Source organism: Halomarina oriensis (genome assembly GCF_009791395.1).
In the GTDB taxonomy this organism is placed as follows: Archaea; Halobacteriota; Halobacteria; order Halobacteriales; family Haloarculaceae; genus Halomarina; species Halomarina oriensis.
In genome coordinates, this window is the sequence record NZ_WSZK01000011.1 from 1 (window position 1) to 18,196 (window position 18,196).

The 18,196-nt window shown below is 60.3% G+C and carries 16 protein-coding genes; 12 read left to right on the forward strand and 4 right to left on the reverse strand.

Translation table 11 applies throughout. The annotated features are described in order from the left end of the window. The first annotated feature begins 199 nt into the window (after positions 1-199). Complete coding sequence (locus GQS65_RS04710; protein WP_158203526.1) at positions 200-586, forward strand: hypothetical protein; 387 nt, start codon at positions 200-202, stop codon at positions 584-586. A 646-nt stretch (positions 587-1,232) separates the two neighbouring features. On the opposite strand, the gene GQS65_RS04715 is transcribed toward GQS65_RS04710, so the two are convergent. After that, complete coding sequence (locus GQS65_RS04715) at positions 1,233-2,579, reverse strand: orc1/cdc6 family replication initiation protein (protein ID WP_158203527.1); 1,347 nt, start codon at positions 2,577-2,579, stop codon at positions 1,233-1,235. 1,025 nt (positions 2,580-3,604) lie between these two features. Between GQS65_RS04715 and GQS65_RS04720 the strand changes: the two genes are divergently transcribed. Both GQS65_RS04720 and GQS65_RS04725 read left to right on the forward strand, forming a co-directional pair. Continuing rightward, positions 3,605-3,979, forward strand: a complete 375-nt coding sequence (locus tag GQS65_RS04720) for an ArsR/SmtB family transcription factor (RefSeq protein ID WP_158203528.1) — start codon at positions 3,605-3,607, stop codon at positions 3,977-3,979. After that, the gene (locus GQS65_RS04725) at positions 3,976-4,254 is read left to right on the forward strand and encodes a DUF7521 family protein (RefSeq protein WP_158203529.1); all 279 of its coding nucleotides are present in this window, start codon (positions 3,976-3,978) and stop codon (positions 4,252-4,254) included. The genes GQS65_RS04720 and GQS65_RS04725 overlap by 4 nt, the downstream gene beginning before the upstream one ends. Before the next feature lie 72 nt (positions 4,255-4,326). Here GQS65_RS04725 and GQS65_RS04730 read toward each other — a convergent pair whose 3' ends face one another. From GQS65_RS04730 to GQS65_RS04740, 3 genes are all read right to left on the reverse strand, one after another. Beyond that, positions 4,327-5,295 (reverse strand): halocyanin domain-containing protein, encoded by a 969-nt coding sequence (locus GQS65_RS04730; RefSeq protein ID WP_199268401.1) that lies wholly within the window; start codon positions 5,293-5,295, stop codon positions 4,327-4,329. Next, positions 5,295-6,440 (reverse strand): multicopper oxidase domain-containing protein, encoded by a 1,146-nt coding sequence (locus tag GQS65_RS04735; RefSeq protein WP_158203530.1) that lies wholly within the window; start codon positions 6,438-6,440, stop codon positions 5,295-5,297. The genes GQS65_RS04730 and GQS65_RS04735 overlap by 1 nt, the downstream gene beginning before the upstream one ends. 219 nt (positions 6,441-6,659) lie before the next feature. After that, positions 6,660-7,895 (reverse strand): MFS transporter, encoded by a 1,236-nt coding sequence (locus tag GQS65_RS04740; RefSeq protein WP_158203531.1) that lies wholly within the window; start codon positions 7,893-7,895, stop codon positions 6,660-6,662. Between the two features lie 530 nt (positions 7,896-8,425). On the opposite strand from GQS65_RS04740, the gene GQS65_RS04745 reads away from it, so the two are divergent. The 9 genes from GQS65_RS04745 to GQS65_RS04785 all read left to right on the forward strand — a co-directional run bounded on the left by GQS65_RS04745 (position 8,426) and on the right by GQS65_RS04785 (position 18,132). Further along, positions 8,426-11,302, forward strand: coding sequence for a bacterio-opsin activator domain-containing protein (locus GQS65_RS04745; protein ID WP_158203532.1), 2,877 nt, complete (start codon positions 8,426-8,428; stop codon positions 11,300-11,302). 166 nt (positions 11,303-11,468) lie between these two features. Next, positions 11,469-11,612 (forward strand): rubrerythrin-like domain-containing protein, encoded by a 144-nt coding sequence (locus GQS65_RS04750; protein WP_158203533.1) that lies wholly within the window; start codon positions 11,469-11,471, stop codon positions 11,610-11,612. 3 nt (positions 11,613-11,615) lie between these two features. Beyond that, positions 11,616-12,902, forward strand: coding sequence for a glutamate dehydrogenase GdhB (gene gdhB, locus GQS65_RS04755; protein WP_158203534.1), 1,287 nt, complete (start codon positions 11,616-11,618; stop codon positions 12,900-12,902). Between the two features lie 170 nt (positions 12,903-13,072). Further along, positions 13,073-13,273 carry a DsbA family protein gene (locus GQS65_RS22095; protein WP_368279841.1) on the forward strand — a complete coding sequence of 67 codons (201 nt, stop codon included), beginning with the start codon at positions 13,073-13,075 and terminating at the stop codon, positions 13,271-13,273. Then, positions 13,261-13,674, forward strand: coding sequence for a DsbA family protein (locus GQS65_RS04765; RefSeq protein WP_368279843.1), 414 nt, complete (start codon positions 13,261-13,263; stop codon positions 13,672-13,674). The genes GQS65_RS22095 and GQS65_RS04765 overlap by 13 nt, the downstream gene beginning before the upstream one ends. A gap of 414 nt (positions 13,675-14,088) precedes the next feature. Then, a complete protein-coding gene (locus GQS65_RS04770) occupies positions 14,089-14,451 on the forward strand; it encodes a DUF7344 domain-containing protein (RefSeq protein WP_158203537.1) in 363 nt (120 codons plus the stop codon). 432 nt (positions 14,452-14,883) lie between these two features. Further along, positions 14,884-15,564, forward strand: coding sequence for a helix-turn-helix domain-containing protein (locus GQS65_RS04775; RefSeq protein WP_158203538.1), 681 nt, complete (start codon positions 14,884-14,886; stop codon positions 15,562-15,564). 1,291 nt (positions 15,565-16,855) lie between these two features. Next, a complete protein-coding gene (locus GQS65_RS04780) occupies positions 16,856-17,731 on the forward strand; it encodes a ParA family protein (RefSeq protein ID WP_158203539.1) in 876 nt (291 codons plus the stop codon). Further along, positions 17,728-18,132, forward strand: coding sequence for a hypothetical protein (locus tag GQS65_RS04785; RefSeq protein WP_158203540.1), 405 nt, complete (start codon positions 17,728-17,730; stop codon positions 18,130-18,132). Before GQS65_RS04780 ends, GQS65_RS04785 begins: the two co-directional genes overlap by 4 nt. Positions 18,133-18,196: the final 64 nt, after the last annotated feature.

Sequence of the window (18,196 nt, forward strand, 5' to 3'; positions counted from 1 at the left end):
TACCGGCTCGATCGGCAGTCGTCGGCAACACACGGGGACAGATCCAACGAGGGCCAACTCCTTCTCCCGTCGACACCGTCTGTCCACGGTTGGCGGTGCTCAAAAAGGTCGACTCGTTGAAACCCGACTCGTTCCGAAAAAGGCTTCCCCGAGACGTTACCCCACAATCTGATATCGGTTTGGGACGTGTGGGGTAACGATGGCGGACCAGCCAGCCGACCCCCCTGCCCCATCAGACCTGCCAGCATACGTGCTCGATCCACTGGAGCGCCAGTCGCCCGACCGCCTCGAACGCGTCGCGAGCTACGCGCAGACACTCGCCGCCTGGAAGCGCGCCCAGAATGAGCGCGACACCGCTCAGCGCCAGGCTGCGGAAGCGATCTCCGATGACGAACGCGCCGGACTCGACGACCGAGGCATCTCGACGAATCCCGAGGACTACGAGGCCGTGCCGAGCGGAGCGTACATCACGATCAAAACGACCAAACGAACGAGCGAGCGCGCCTACCAGTATTACTACTGGCAGTGGCGGGAGGGCGACATCTGGAAGAACGAGTACATCGCGCCGGTCGGGTCGACAGAATGATCGACCCGTGGCTGGAATGCGACTCCTTCCGTATTCAACCAGACGGCGACGCCCAACCCCGGAGCCAGTCGGCCACACAGCCGACAGGCATACGTCGTGCCGATTAGTATCAAGCGTCGCCGACACAAAGCCGTCACGCGGGCACCGGTTAGTGGCGGCGTGAGACCGAACACGGTCATCGTCACCCCACCCCCCGTCTGCGAGATGATATCCTGAGCGCTGTGCGGCGTTCCTACTCGCTGGGCGCGGGTTCCTTACGACGATGGCGGGCGAGCATCTACTCATGTTACCGGCAGTCCGAGACTGGAGAGACGCGTCCGTCAGCGGGAGAGCTCTGTTCGAACCAGCAGACATCGTGGCCGCTCTAGCGAGCAGTGCCGACCCGTCATCGAGTGTCGGGGGCGTGCGGTCGTGACTCCTGAGACTCGCATCTGCTCTCGTCTCAGCCACCCGAATGGAGTACAGACACCCCGTGTGCGAGATGAATTACACAGAGTTCAATGAATGTCAGACAAGCCAATCCAAACAGGGACACACCCCGTGTGCAAGATGAATTCGACGGATCCGGACAACCCGATTGTCCTACACAGACGGCACCGAAGACGAGCACACGGCAGAGGCCAGCCCCGCCACCCGAATTAGGAACTCACTCTGTCTGGAAGAAGTCGTCGAGCTGAGCGTTGACGACGGACCGGAGCAAGTCGATGTCGGTGTCCGCGGCTTCCAGATGCACGTCCTCGAGAAGCGTGTCAGCGACCACCTCGGGATCGTCGACGAACGTGTACTCCTTGTGAACACCACTGCCGTATCCTCGGCCACGTTTCTCGGAGGTAACGAAGTTGTACGTCTCCGCTTCGTTCATATATCGCAGGTACGAGTCGCGTGACTTCGTATCGGCGTCCAGTCGTTCGGTGAGGAACTGGTAGACCCGATAGGCGACCGTCGACGGCACGGCATTGATCGCATGGTCGGCAAACACTGGCACGATGGCGGTCGCGTACAGTGAGAGCTTCTTTTGTGTCGAGAGGCCCTGCATCTGTGTGAGCGTCCGGTCGCGCTCGGCCTCGGCCTGTGCGTCGCGGACGTGGTCCTCACAGACCATGGTCTCGTTGCGTCGGTCAGCGATCTCACCGGCCTTGCGAAACAGATCGATCGCCTTGCGCGCATCGCCGTGGTCCTGAGCGGCGAACGCAGCACTGAGTGGGATGATCTCCTTCTCAAGAACGCCGTCACGGTACGCATCCTGTCGGCGTTCGAGGATTGCCTGCAACTGATCCGCATCGTAGTCGGAGAACACCACGTCTTGGGGGTTGAACGAGCTCTCGGCTCGGCCGTCAAGGTCCTCCATGAACCGTGGGTCGTTCGTGAGAGCGGCGACTGAGACGTGGCCTTCAATTCGACCGAGTTGCGAGGCTCGCGAAAGCTGATAGAGCAACTTCGAGTACGCCGGTTCAGCGTTCGGGTCGCGTTGACGACCGGCTAGCAAGTCGACCTCGTCAAGGATGATGATGACTGAATCGTGGTGGTCGCTGAGGATGTCGTAGAACCGTCGAAGCTTGCGGTCAGTCGAGATGCCGCTCTGAGGGACGTCTGCGGGAACGCCCGCAGCAGCGGCGGCACTTTCGACGAGACGGTACACTGCACGATCGTGAGACTTGATTGTCTGGCAGTTGATGCTGATAACGCCGAATCGGTCGTCCTGTGCCGCCGCGAGTTCGACAACCTGTTCGCAGACGGCGTTGATGATGAGCGACTTGCCAGTGCCGGACGGCCCGTACAGGAGCATGTTCGGCGGGCGGTTGCCCTCCAGCGTCGGGCGAAGGTAGGTGATGATGTCATCAAGTTGGCTATCACGACCGACGATTCTGTCTTCGTCAATGACGGTATCGGGGTCGAGCAGCTGTTTGGCCTGGAACACAGAGTGTTCCGCCCCTGCTTGGAGTCGGCTTTTGATTGATTCCGAGAGGGGCTGGTCGTCGGCACCGTCAGGCATAGTCGGGACGTTTCACCGGCAGCATATATATCCACGGGCTACCGTGTGCGCGAATAATGGCCCGTGATATTGGACTCTAAGCACCTCTACAGTAGCCCGGCCGAAAATTTGGAAACACCGTGGTCAAAGTCAATTGAAGGAGCGGACACCCCGTGTGCGAGATGAAATTCCGGTCGGTCGGGTCTTGAACTCGCTACCCCGGTGTTAGATCAGTTATCATGACGGTACGGTCGCCTTCGTAGGAATCACGTTGACCGAGTTCCACTGTCCAGTGTCTCGTTCCATTGAACCCCCCCTCCCCGTGTGCCAGATGAATTCGACTGTGAGGCAGGGGGTGGGATGCCTCGAATCACATCGCTAAGCGGGACTCGTAGCGGCGAGCGAGATGGTGGCATGCACAGTGAACATAGACGGAGAGGTATATGACCCAAACATTGAATACAATCGCTAGGCTACTAGTCCGTAGCATCTCGTTATAGCGTCAAGAGAGATAGATGTTTAGTACGACTAAGTCGGGTCGCTAGTACTCCGATTTACTCTCAACTGATTTCATCTCGCACACGGGGTGGGGGTGTCTGTTTGCCAGGCGACCCTGCCTCACACACTCGGTCCACTGCAGAGCACCACGCAGTCTGAGTCAAAACGGGTCACTGCGGCCGATTCCGCACTCCGCTTCCAACTCTCAGCGACTGTGTCGCCCCACATACCACGATATCCGCTGTTCTTCGCGCAGGGACCACTATCCATGATGGAACAGCGGACATCGCGGGGTATCCGCGCAATCACATACAAGCATTCGCCTGTCCATCGTCACTGAAATCCGACGACGACTGAGCACCGACGACCAATCAATAGTTTCAGGACACTGATGGCCCAACTGAGGAAACGACAGACACGTGAGATGGTCCGGAGCGAGCTTCCAGAACCGGTACACCGTCGGGATGAGCACGCACTCAGCATGGTGTCCCATTGGCAGTATGTCGGCCTCTCTGTTCAGACGACACCCGCTCCAAACCGAATGTACGATGGGTTGTAAGCCAGGGAAAGAGGGACCCCCAGACCTCCAAGAGATCCTTGACGCACTCGACGACCCTGCGTGCAGAGAGATCGTTGAGTGCCTCGAGGAACCGATGACTGCTAGCGAGCTCTCGGAGCGATGTGAGATTCCGCAGTCGGCGATGTATCGGAAGCTCGACCTCCTCAGTGACGCCTCACTCGTCGAGGAACGTGTCGAGGTTCGAACTGACGGACATCACACAACCCGCTATGTCCTCGCGTTCAACGAGGTCCGTCTCTCTCTAGATGAGAACCGTGTCCTCGATGTAGAGATTGACCGTCCCGCCCGGACTCCCGAGCAACGGTTGTCCGAGATGTGGTCGGAGGTGCGAAAAGAAACATGAATACGAACATCACAACCACAGTAATCGTTCTCAAGACACTCACACTCCTCCTGGGGGGGTCGATCACGTTCTTCGCGTTCAAGGCGTATCGACGAACCGCCGCTCCGGCACTCCGTGCGCTCGCACTCGGGTTCGGTGCAGTGACAATCGGTGCGTTGCTCGCCGGAATCGCCGACCAGTTCCTCCCAGTCGACCCGAGTATCGCACTGGTCCTCGAAAGTCTGTTTACGACCGTCGGGTTCGGCGTCATTTTGTACTCACTCTATGTGGATTGAGAAGACGGTCGAGAGTAGAGAGCCTGCCAAACCGAGACACAACCAATCGGTTTCGACCGACTGAGAGGGGTTTCAGCGGGTCGAACGAACGTGTTCGCGAAGTCCGTAGAGGAAGGGTGCACCGAGCACAAGCGCACCACCACCAGTGACCGCGTAGCTGAGTGTCGAGAGTTGACGGGTTGGCCCCTCGCCGACGAGGATGACACCACGCATGCCCTCATCGCTGTACTCGGAACACTCGTACGTGCTCAGTCCGTCACCGTCGAACTCGACGGCGAATCGGTGACCCGCTCCGGCGACCTGGTCACTGTGGTAGCCGAGTTCGGCGTCGACCACGTCGTACGATTCGTCTCCCACCCACTCCCAGACGACGGTCGTTCCGGGGTCGATACGCATCGCTGGTGGGGCGAACGCGTAGGGGCCACCGTTGCCCTCCACACCGACCTCGACGGTCACTTCGGACTCGCCACGACGGTCGACGAGCTCGTGGTAGTTCCCGGTGTTCGCCAGCCAGCCGTCGTAGGTCTCCTCGGGCTGTTCGGGTGTCTGCTCTCCCCCACTGGGCCCGCTCAGCGTGACCCCCGCATCACCGACGACGACAGCGCCTTTCATGCCCATCGCTTCGTGGGGTGCACAGGCATACCGTGTGACGCCTGGGGCGTCGAGCATCGTCTCGAACGTGTCACCGCTCGCTCCGTAGTACTCCGACTCGAACGAGCCGTCCTTCGCGACGACGTTGTGCGTCCCGCCGTTGCCGGTCCACGTCCAGACGACAGTCGTTCCAGGGTCGATGCGAACTGCGGCAGGGGCGAACGCGAACGCGCCGCCATTCCCCTCCGCACCCACGGTGACCTCGACACGGGACTGGCCGCGGGCGTCGGTGACCTTCGAGACGCCCTCAGTGTTCGCGAACCACTTCGAGAGATCGACCGCTGAACCCCCCGCCTGTGCGGTGGCTGGTCCAACGAACAGACCGGCACCGAGCGTCGCACCAGCCGTCGCCGCGAGGAACCGTCGGCGAGTCGTTCCCGTCATCGCCATCAGGCCTCGTACCCCGCGTAGTCCATCAGCGTCCGGAAGATGTCCGTGTCCATCGCCTCCTTGTAGACGATGGCGTTGAGCATCCCACCCGGATACGACGAGCCGTTACGGATGTGGTCGACCTTGTGACAGTGCATGAGGTAGATGCCAGGGTCGGCGTCAGCCTCGAACTCGACGGTGTAGCGCTCAGCAGGAGCGACGTTCAACACGTCCTGTTTGAACTGGAGTACCTCGGGCATCGGACTGCCGTCTTTCTCGACGACGTGGAAGCGATGGTTGTGGGTGTGCAACGGGTGACTCATGAACCCCGCGTTGACCCAGTGGATACGAACTGTGTCGCCCGACTCGACGATGATGGGCGAGCCGGTCTCTGGGTGGAGCGTCGCGGGCGCGGACTTCCCGTTGAGCGTGAACGCGTCAGCCTTGCGGTTCGTGAGGTCGTAGCTGACGTCCTCGCCACCGTGCTGGCGGGAGAGGCTAGTATCCCACTCCTTGGCGGTCATGAAGTACTCCTTGTCGGCTTCCTCGTAGCCCTCGGGGTCGACTCTGAGGATGCCGTACATCCCCATGTCCATGTGCATCGGCGTCTGGTAGTGACAGTGGTACAGATGCGTCCCCGGAACGTTCGCGGGGATGTCATAAGTGTGACTCTCGCCGGGCATCACCGTGATGCCGGTCGTCGTCGGCACGCCGTCGTTCTCCCACGTTTTGCGAACGCCGTGGAAGTGCAGCGTGTGGGGTACCTGCATCTCCGTGTTGTCGAGGGTGATCTTCAGGTCGTTGCCCTCGGTCGTTCGAAGGATGGGGCCGGGCACGCTTGGCGTGCCGTCGTCAGCCTGGAACGCCCAGACCACGGGGAGGTTGACCGGCCCACCCATCGACTCGCCGGGGTGAATCGCGTGACGCGCCATCACCGACTTGATCGTCACTTCATGGTTTCGTTCGTCGAGGTCGACCACTTCCGGGCGACCGGTCGGGGGAAGGTCGGAGGGAGCCGCCGAATTGTTCGGGACCGAGTCGACGACGCGTGCGGACGGTGACGATGTCGTGGTGCAACCCGCCAACGCGACCAGTCCGGTCGAGCCGGTCGCGGCGAGGAACTGTCGTCGGGAGATACCCCGTCCAGGAGCGCCAATCTCGGACATACATGTAGTCGTTGGAAAGTACGAGAGATAAGCAGGTTATCCGATTCTCAGGTCGTAGGAATCGACACCTATTGGAAAGAGGGTAGAGTCCCGAATTCGAGGAAACGAGTTCTTGCACTGATAAACGATACCTGTCTGAGTGCGACCTACACGGAGGTACTGGAAAACGTTTCAGTCGATCGAACCATACAGCAGACACAAAACATCCCTCTCTGGACGTCATCTGGCTGGTTCTGGTGCCAGCCAGCCGAGGCCTACTCCAACGACAGCGAGAACGCCTGCGAGAAGAAACGCGGTCTCGAACCCAGCGGAATCGACGACTGCTCCACCGACAATCGGTGCGAGAAACGCCCCGGCCAGTCCAACACTCGTCTGAAACGCCACTGCAGTCGCAGCTACTCGTGTGTTGACGAGTTCGCGAACGTACGTGAACGAGAGTCCCAGTGTCAATTGAATCGCGAACCCAGTGACGAGTAACACGGCCACCAAGACTGGAATCGATCGGAGCCGCGTGAACCCGAAGACAAGCGGCGTCGCGACGACGAAGGAGCCGAACACGATTGGCTGTCGTCGGCCGCTGAACACGCGATCAGAGAGCAGACCGCTACTGGTACGAGACAGGACACCAACGGCAGGAAACACAGAGAGCAAGAGGCCACTCGCCGCCACAGAGAGACCCATCTCTTGAGAGAGGTACGGCCCACCCCAACTGTTGACGAAGAGGTATAGGGAGTACCCGAGAAAGCCGAGTCCTCCGACGAGCCAGACGTGCCGATTGCGGAGAACAGCCCCGAATTCAGCGAGAGATGGGGTAGCTCCAGAGGTGCGGCCGAGTCCTCGGCTCGTCGGCCAGAACAACACGAGGCCGAGCAGGGCGATGCCATTGAACGCGAGGAAGATAGCTGGCCACCCGAAGCGGGCTGCGATGAGTGGACCGGTCGCCTGGCCGAGGGCAAACCCGATCGGCCCACTCGCTGTGAAAATCCCGACCGCCGTTGCCCGGCGGTCAGTATCGACCGCTCGACTGACGATGTCGATACCAGCGTTCCAGACGGCAACGTACGCGACACCGCCCACTGCGCGAGACGCGATGACGGACCAGAAGTCGCCGCGACGGCCTGCCATCCAGCCCCATGTCCCTGCGACGAACAGGGTGAGAACCGCTACGGCCATCGCAGTTCGTGTGTTCGCTCTGTCGAGACCGATACCGATTGGAATACTCGCGATGACTGCCGTCCCGAACATCGTCCCGACAAGCAGTCCTGCCGCGGTTGCACTGATGCCCAGCGACTCCTGAACGAGTGGCGTAACGCTTGCCGGGGCGATTTCGTACGCGGCGAGACCTGTCGATATGAGACTCGCTCCGATGACGAGGCTCCAGAGCCGTCGTGGGCTTCGGTCAGGAGAATTCCCGTTTGTCTGAGAGACGTTCGCCGCTGTCGATGGTTCGGTCATCTGCCACGGTTCCACAGCGTCCGAACGAGTTCACGATCGCTCTCACCGCTGCACGTGAACTGCCGTCTCTCGCTGGGGACTGAAGCTGGCAACACTTGCACAGATGGCTTCCTCCCCAGCGAGGGAGCGCTACCGAGACGTGGACGTTTCCTTCTGCGTACGTCATCCGTAGCAATCGGACCTCGCGTATTGAAACGACGGCCAGTATACAGTGGGGTAGACCATGGGACCATTGTGGTTGTACTGCTGTTCCTCGTCAGTTGTCCTGCTCTCACTGAGTGATGCTTGATTCGTCCTCGACTTATTGGTACACATTGAACATCGAATGGGCAAGGTGGGTTCAGTTCGCCCCCAACCGTCGTCGATTGTCACCAGGTCACGAAGTCTCCAGACGGAATCGATCTCGGAACCGCCATCAATGCACCAATACTGCTAGCTCAGAGGGTAATCTAATTATGGTAAGCGTAGGTGAGTGACTGCTCGGATTGAAAGCCGGTACGTTCAATCGTCGCGATATTCAATATCCAACAATGGAAACTCCACCGCACGCTCTCGATGCAACGCACGTCGCGCTGGTTGGAGAGGCAGGATGGGTTGACGTGTTCAGAGACTGGGTGGGAACGAGAACGGATGCGACGGTGCTCGGAGTTTCGACCGCCACGGCTGCGCTCGACATCGTTCGGGAATCCGCCGTCGACTGCGTCATCTGTGAGTACACGCTCGACGGTGGGACTGGCATCGAACTCGTGGAGTCGATTCGTGAAGAGACGGCGACACTACCCATCGTGATGTGTACTGCCAGCGGGGACGAGACAGTAGCGAGCGCCGCCATCGGGGCTGGTGTCTCCGACTACATCGCGTTGGACGAGCCACATAGCGACGAGTTCGACGACGTTCTCGCTCGCGTAGACCGATGCGTTCGGGACGGGAAGCGATCGATGACACGGCAGGACAGAGCCTGCCAGTTCGACGCGATTTTCCACGACTCCCGGACCGCGACGTGGGTGCTCGACGCCGTCGGTGCGCTGACTCGCGTCAACGAGACCGCTCGTGATCAGATACCCTATACCGTCGAAGACATCATTGGCGAGCCGTTCTGGACCCTCCCATGGTGGACGCACGACGAGACAATCCAGACGGACGTACGGCGGGTCGTCGAAACCGCCCTTCAGGGAGAGTTCGGTCATGCCGTCGTCACTCACTCACCGGTCACAGAATCGGCGAACGTTGTCGAACTCTCCGCCCGCCCCGTCCACGATGGATTCGGCAATCTCGTCTCAGTGGTCGTCCAGGGAGTGGACATCACCGAGCGCGTCACGCTCGAACGCGACCTCCGCCAGTCCGAGGAGCTCCATCGGGTGACGCTCAACAACATGACCGACACGGTCCTCATGACCGACGACACCGGTGAGTACACCTATGTCTGCCCGAACGTTCACTTCATCTTCGGCTACACGGACGAGGAGATTCACCAGCACCACCCCATCGACGACCTGCTCGGCGAGGACCTGTTCGACCGTGACGAACTCGCCGCAAAGGGGGTCCTCAAGAACATCGAGTGTACCGCGACGGACAAGGCGGGCCGGGAACACACGCTGCTCGTCAACGTCCGCGAGGTGTCGATCCAAGACGGCTCACTCCTCTACAGCTGTCGTGACATCACGAAGCGGAAACAGCGTGAAGAAGCCTTGGCCACCCTCCACGGGACGGCCCGAGACTTCCTCTACGCCGAGACGCCGTACGAAATCGCCCAGCACGTCGTCGACGACGCCTCCGGTGTCGTGAACCTCGATGCGAGCGCCGTCTACCTGTTCGACGCCGACGAAAACGAACTCCAGCCGGTCGCGCAGTCCGCCGCAATGCGGGAGTTGAACGGGCCGCTTCCAGCAGTCCGAACTGACGACCCCGGACTCGTCAGCCACAGCTTCCTGCACGACGAACCACAGTTCTTCGACGACGTTCACGATTCGGAGCGGCTCGACAACCGTGCGACCGACCTCCGCAGTGTCGCGTACATCCCGCTCGGTGACCACGGGGTGTTCATCGTCGGTTCGGCAGTCGTTGGACAGTTCGATTCGGTGAGCCGGGAGCTGGCTGACCTCTTGGCGGCGACCGGTGAGGCCGCACTCGACCGTGTCCGACGTGAAGGACGACTTCGCCGACAGGAACGCGAGCTTCAACAGCGTAACACCGAACTCACCGCGCTCAATCGCATCAACGAAATCATCCGCGAGATCGATCAGGCACTCGTCGGGGCCGAAACGCGAACGGAGATCGACCACGCCGTCTGCGAACGGTTGACCGACGACGACCGATTCGCGTTCGCGTGGATCGGCGTCGTCGACACCGTGGGCGACGTCGTCGAACCGCGCTCGTGGGCCGGTGAGGAGCGGGGGTACCTCGACGAGATTTCCTTCACCGTCGCGGAGTCAGGAGTCGAACCGGCTGGCCGGACCGCGGCGACGCAGTCCGTGACGACTGTCGACAACGTCGCCGAGCAGCTTCGGGAGGAAGCGTGGCGAACAAACGCCCTCTCGCGTGATTTCCTCTCCGTCCTGAGTGTTCCGCTCGCGTACGACGAGTTCACGTACGGTGTCCTGACGGTGTACGCCGACGCCCAGGACGCGTTCGACGATACCGCACGGGAGGTCGTCGCAGAACTCGGTGAGACGGTCGCGTCGGCGACCAGTGCCATCGAGCGGAAGAACGCACTGTTGACGACGTCGGTTACCCGCGTCGAGTTCGCCGTTGACGACCCGTCGTTCGTTCTCACGCGCCTCGCGCGGGAAGCGGACTGCCAACTCTCCTATCGGGGTGGCGTCCAGCAGACCGAGCACGGGAGTGACGTGTTCGTGACGGTTGACGGTGCTTCCGTTGAGGCAGTTCAGGAGGCTGCGAACGCTCTCGTGGCTATCGAGCGTGTCCAGCCGATCAGTTCAGACGCGTCTGGTGGCGTCGTCCGATTACGAATCGCACAGCCGTTCTTGGCACTCGAACTGGCGGGCCACGGTGCAGTGCTTCAGCAAATCGTCGCCTCGGACGCAGAGACAACGCTCCGAATCGACATCCCGGAGTCAGTCGACGTCCGCCACATCACGCGGCTGGTGTCGAATTCGGTCGACGGGGTTGACCTCCGGTCGAAGCGGACGCTCGACGGGTCGTCGACGCGGGACCTCTACTCGCGATTCCTCGAACGGGTCACCGACCGGCAACTCGAGGTGATCCAGACTGCCTACTACAGCGGCTTCTTCGAAGCACCACGTGAGAGCACGGGTGAAGATGTCGCGGCTGCGCTCGATATCTCACCAGCAGCGTTCTACCGGCACGCACGGACAGTGCAACGGAAGCTCTTCTCGACGTTGTTCGATGAGGTCGGTGTCGCCGCGTTCCCAGCCACCGAAAGCTGATGTCGGGGCATCGCATCTGAATTCGCCGCATGCGACTACGGACGCGCTGTCCAGCATTACTCGCCACGCCGGTTTAAGGGGTTGAATAACGAATGTCTGCCACACACACTAGCGTGATGTTGAACTAGTGCGCCGATACGCTGATACCGTGTAGATTCTCGTGACGATGAGAGATGTCGAATACGACCCTCAAGAGGAATCGGCGTACGAGTGCTTCGACTGCGGTACCATCGTGGTCGAGGAATCCTGTCCGCGTTCGTGCCCCGACTGTGGTGGCTCGATGCGTAACCGACTGACGACGTTCGAGTAGGCCATGGCAACCGATTCACAGCAGACGACGCAATCTGAGTCGCCCGAAGACGACGAACCCGCTATCGAGACGGCCCGGCGCCAACTCGACCACGCGGCCGAGCAGTTCGACATCGACCGGAGTATCGTCGAACGCCTCAAACATCCGGCGAAGGTGACGGAAGTCGCCGTTCCCATCGAGCGTGACGACGGCACCGTCGAGGTATTCACTGGGTTTCGTGCCCAACACGACAGCGTTCGTGGACCGTTCAAAGGTGGGCTCCGGTACCATCCCGACGTTACCCGCGACGAGTGTGTTGGGCTGTCGATGTGGATGACCTGGAAGTGCGCCGTCATGGATATCCCGTTCGGTGGCGCAAAGGGCGGCGTCGTCGTCAACCCCAAGCGCCTGAGCGACGGGGAGACCGAACGCCTCACTCGCCGGTTCGCACAGGAGATTCGAGACGTTATCGGGCCGAACCGAGACATTCCCGCCCCCGATATGGGGACGAACGCACAGACAATGGCCTGGATGATGGACGCCTACAGCATGCAGGTCGGAGAGACGACGCCCGGTGTCGTCACTGGCAAACCTCCGATAGTGGGCGGGAGTTACGGTCGTGAGGAAGCCCCCGGCCGAAGTGTGGCGATTGTCACTCGCGAGACGTGTGAACACTACGGGATGTCGCTGGACCACGCGACGGTTGCTGTCCAAGGATTCGGCAGCGTCGGTGCGAACGCCGCTCGGTTGCTCGACGAATGGGATGCAGACGTCGTCGCGGTCAGTGACGTCAACGGTGCCGTCTACGACCCAGATGGACTCGATATCGCGTCGATTCCGACCCACGACGAGGAACCGGAGGCCGTGACGAAGAACGCGACTGACGTACTGCCCAACGAGGAACTGCTCGAACTCGATGTCGACGTCCTGATTCCCGCTGCTGTTGGGAACGTCATCACCGAGCAGAACGCAGACGCGATTCAGGCATCACTCGTCATCGAGGGGGCGAATGGTCCGACGACATCGAGTGCAGACGCGATGCTCCACGAGCGAGAGATACCAGTGGTCCCCGACATCCTCGCCAACGCGGGCGGCGTGACCGTCTCGTACTTCGAGTGGCTACAGGACATCAATCGCCGTGCCTGGTCGCTCGACCGCGTCAACGACGAACTCGAAGAGGAGATGCAGACTGCCTGGGGTGAGGTTCGGGACGTCGTCGAAGAACAGGACGTTTCGTGGCGAGATGCGGCCTACGCGGTTGCCCTTTCGCGAATCGCCGATGCTCACGGCTCGCGAGGGCTCTGGCCGTAGCGACGAGGCGCTCCATATTCGCTCACCGACGGTGTTCAGCAGCGATTCATCGAACTTTCTCGTATGAGGAGTTCACACACAGTAATGGTGTGAGAGACGAGCCCAGCACGTCAATGCTTTTCGCTCCAGACGTCGTACCGGGTTCCGTTGTGACCCATTCTGTCCTCACGATGTATGCAGACTACGCCTGTCCGTTCTGTTACCTCCAACATCAGGTGCTGAAAGACGGCCACGACGAGGCGCTACACGACGTCGAGATAGAGTGGCACCCGTACGATCTTCGTCACGAACATGAACCGAAAACGGGGGCCTGGGTGACGACTGGACCGGCGGCTATCCTGACCGGGTCCAACAGTCCATCCAGCAGTTGAAGACGGAGTACGGTGAACGAGATATGCTCAGCCCACACGACGTTCCCCGTGTCGACTCGCTACTGGCACAGTCGACCAGCCTGCACGTCCGACGACAGCACCCCAAATGGTGGTCCGAATTCGACGATGCTGTCTTTCGAGCACGCTGGGTGAACGGTCGCGATATCGGCAGTGTCGACACGCTCAGGAGTATCGCCGAAGAGACGGGAGTTCCCGGCGATACCGTTCGAGAGGTGACTCTGGACGGGCGAGACCGCTCAGCACTGTTCGAGTGTTTTGAGGAGGCCCGACGTCGTGGTGTTACCGACGTACCCACGTTCGTACACCAAGACGACAGCCTAACTGGCGTACACACGACCGAGAGGCTGCAGCAGCTCGTTGCTGAGTCCAGCTCCGAGTAACACCGAACTGAGCGATTCGGGTGTCGTACACCAATACCGTGACCTCGTGGTTCGCTCCCGCAGTGAGTGGTCGTCTCGCTGACGTCGTCACCGACAGACCCGTTCTGTGAGGATTGGCAACGCTCCATTGGATGCAGCGTGTCGCACTCGGACGATTCTACGCAGAAAACTGACCACTGTGGAGTACAATTGCCTCGAAACCAACGGGGACCGAAGAACCAGAACAGGGCTGTTAGCGTGCGAGAAGCTCACCCTCGACCGGCAGCGGGTGGCCGTTGACGAACGACGCGTCCGAAGACGCCAACCACACGACTGACGACGGGGTCTGCCATGCCTTCGACTGCGACGCTATAGAGGCAACAGGAAGTCGGCTGTGAAGGAAGCATTGTAGCAGTAGACGCGAGACGGGGGTGTATGGAGGTCGATGAACACGCCACTACCGACGACACCTTCGACCTGCTCAGCCACAACCGGCGTCGGCTTGCCCTCCAGCATTTCAAGCAGAACGACAACCCCGGCGACGTCGACACGCTCGCTCGTCGGGTCGCGCGGTGGGAACAGTCCCTGGCGACCGCCCCGGCGGACGTTGAGGTTGAGCAGGTCGGAATGGCGCTCGAATGCACCCACCTCCCGAAGTTCGAGGAGATCGGGCTCATCGAGAGCCATCCTGAGGAGGGTATCGTCACGATGGAGAGTGCGGCCATCGCCGCCGCCATGGCGAACGCCATCGCCGTCATCGAATTCTTCTTCGACGGCGCGGCCACCGACGGCGACTGACCCACGTCGGCAACCGTTATCGAGCGCCGACGACTTCACTCGCCATCGCTGAACATCATCTTGAGCGTAAAAAGATAGAATACCAGTAACTTCGTGGTCGAAGGTGACGACGGCCCCTCTGCCTTCGGGAGTGTGTCAGAGGCGCCCGAAGTACGACCGTCGTCAGGGGCGGCCGGTATCGGGCGACAGTGTTCCCACCTGCTGTCCGCCCGCCGGTCGACCGCCGGGTCACGTGGGTTCCTTCCCACGGAACGCCCCTCTTTCGTTTCGGAGGCTGCGAGGTGTCGATGCGCCGCCACGGAGACGAACCGAGACGTCACTCGTCCGGGCGACCCCAGCACGGAGAATCGAGCCAGCGTCGTCCAGCAACTCGTGACTGTCCGGGGCATCGTCCCCGAGCGTTTTTATCAGGGACTGTCGGACCGGACTAGCATGATTGTTATCGCCGACATCAGCGTCCCGGCGAGCCAATTTCCGCTCGGACGGGTGCTCGAAGCGTTCCCGGAGGTGGAGATCGAGCTCGAGCGACTCATCCCGCTCACCGAGGGAGTCATTCCGCTGATCTGGGTCCGTGATGCGGACGCCGACGCCATCGAAGCGACACTCGGGGACGACCCCGTGACGGAGTCGGTGCGGCGACTCACCCGGGTCGGACAACGAGTGCTCTATCAGGTCGAGTGGACGCTGGGCGTCGACGGCCTTGTGCAGTCGTTCATCGACTCGGAGGCACAGGTCGTCATCGGGGAGGGGACGGCGACCGTCTGGGACTTCCGACTGCAGTTCCAGTCGCGAGGAGACTTGGAGACGTTCCGTGCGTCCTGCGAGGAGAAAGACATCTCGCTCAGCCTCCGTCGTCTCTACAACCCAGCGCTCCCCGAGAACTCCCAGAGTCTCTCGGAGAGACAGTCCGAGGCGCTCATGACCGCCTACCGGGCCGGGTACTTCGAGGTGCCACGCGAGGTGAAACTGAGCGACATCGCCGCCGAGTTCGACATCAGCGACAGTGCGTTCTCCCAACGAATCCGCCGGGGCTCCTCGGCGCTCATCGCCGAGACACTCATCCCCGAGTTCGGGCGACGCGGAGGGCGCTCGGACTCGATCCCGTGGGGCTGAACGAGAGGGGCCACTTGTGGGGCCAATACCGCACGACGACAAAACATGTGGGACTCACGCGCTTTATTTACCAAAACCCGCAATCGACGTGTGACAGGTGACTGCCATCCCAATGAGCCTGCTGAGAGACGACTCGGGTGGACAGAACAGCGCCGTCGACTATCAACCGCTCACTGGATAACGAATGGTACTGTCTACCGGCCATGTGGTTTGTAGAAATCCACCCTCCGAAGTCAGGGCTTCCATCTCTCAAAAGATCGTATATCAATATGTGGTTTACTTGCTTCGATATCGCCACTCAAACGCCGAAGGTTTGGTTCTGAGTCCGCCTACCGAAGGAATACGCTCTCGGGCAAACTCACTTTGTTATAATGAAGTACAACAAAGTGATTTTGAGGCGCCCATCCCGTATAGGGACCGTTGACTCTTCTCTCAGAGCGACGGGCACTTCCTTACGACACAGAGTCGAGAGTAGTTTCGGCCTCGTTACCACTGTACCATTCGTTCGAGTACAGTCGATATCGCCTACCGCTCACCGATGGTTGGTATTCATTTACAACCAAATTCGCCACGCTCAGGATCTCTGGGCGGCGATTCACTGCCCATGGCCCTCGGCGGGCCTAGCTGGGCTTTCCCATCTCGCCGCACCATTCACCGAAGCTATCCTATCCATTCGTCTTTTTCAGCACAAGGAGCCCGTGTTCCAATTGGGTAGCTGAACTCTGGCTCCAGTCTTCCCCGATGTTTCAGCCTTTGTGCCACTTCTCTACGGCAGCGTAATCGAGGGCAGCACAAATCCCGCCAGTACAAGCGTCTCGAAGTGTCGGAAACTCTACTCGCAGATGGCCCCCTCTTCACTACCCATGTCGGTGGTCGTCTGTCACCGGATCGACTGGCCTCTGGATGAATCGATTGGTCCGGTTGGCAACTGACGATAGGCGTTGTACGGCGGCGTCTGCCGACCGGATCCTGTGGGCATGTGTGTTTTGGAAACGACCTGCCCCAGTCGTTCAATCGATCTTCACTGCAAACACTCATTAGTTGTGTTCAGTAGTGTTGTTCATTGGTTGTGTTCATACTCCTGCGGCCGTTGCTCTTCGTCGGGTACATGCGGTGGTTACATGGGCTGTTATCATTCATTGTTTGCACTCCTGAGTATTGTTCATTAGTTGTGTTCACCGGTTGTGTTCATTAACTGCACTCAGCAAATACATTCAGTTGTTGCACCAACAGTTTTTGTTCATGAATGCGTCTGACGTGGTTTGATAATGGATGCCTCTAATCAACGGTTATGTTGTCGTACTCGACGTACAGCGAGGCTGGTGGGGTGGGAAAAACCACGACGGCCGCAAATCTAGCGGTCGCGCACGCTCGTGGAGGACTCAAGCCACTGGTGGTCCCGCTCGACCCGCAGGACGGTGACCTCTCCCGGTTGTTCGGTGTCGACGACCAACGAACAGAATCGATCGACAATCTGGTCAGACACATGATTCGACGACCGAAGGGTGACTTCAATAACCTCGTCCGGACGGTCGAAGGGGTCGATATCCTCCCCGAACACAACATGCTCTCGGACCTCGCGACGTTTCTCCAACGGGAGAAAGAACAAGCCGAGGCGATGGGAGAAGCGTACGGAATCCATTCCCAGTTGCTTCGGGTCCTCCGCGAGGCCGGAATCCCAGACGAGTACGATGTCCTCATCTGTGATCCCCCTGCCACGGAGGGGCCGCATCTCTACAACGCGATCCATGCGACTCGGTCGCTCGTCATCCCTGTCGAGCCGAGTGCGAAAGGCCGTGCCGCCGTAGAAGGACTCGAATCACTCGTCGCTGGGTTCGAGGACCAACTCGAAGTCGACGTCGGTGTCCTGGCAGCGGTCCCTATCGGGTTCAAGAACACCCGAGACCAGCGAACGATTCTCGACGACATCGAGTATGCGATCCCCGAGATCATCGGCGAACGCGCCTCACTCATGGAAGGCTGTTGGATGCAACAGTGTTCCGCGTTCAGGTACGTCAGAGAGTTTCGCGACAGGCAACGTGAATACGAACGCGAGACGCTCGCGCAGTTCGACCGGCTCGCTCGCTACCTCGAGCGCGAGGTGGGGATTGAGGCACCGAACCCACCGAGGCCGGGCGACGTCGACCACGAGGTGATAATCGCATGACGGGGATGAAGGAGGGGGCTGGCGAGGACCCGTTCGCAGAGGACCCGGAGTCGAAAGCCGAGTCGCATGAAACCGAAGAACTGGGAGAACGCGAAGTCGGTGGCTCCTCGACGGAATCCAAAGAGGGGAGCCGACAGGAGGCAGGGAGCCGGCAGTCGATGCGGATTCCGTACAAGTTCCGTCGTGATGGCGTTCAGGACGGTCGTGACCGAGTCCCACTGTTCTTACATCCGAAGACGAAGAGTGCCGAGCGAGACGCGCTCCACGAACTCGAAGACCGCTTCGACGACAGCGTTTCGTTAACCGACCTGCGGGAGGCGCTCGTGATGGTCGGGTTGGACCATCTCGACGAAGTCGAACTCCACCTCGAAGAGTGGGGGTACGGACTGACGTTCGACTGATAGCTACGTTCACCTCGTCGCGAACCATCGAGCGGTTCCCGCTCCACTGACCTCGACACCCGGC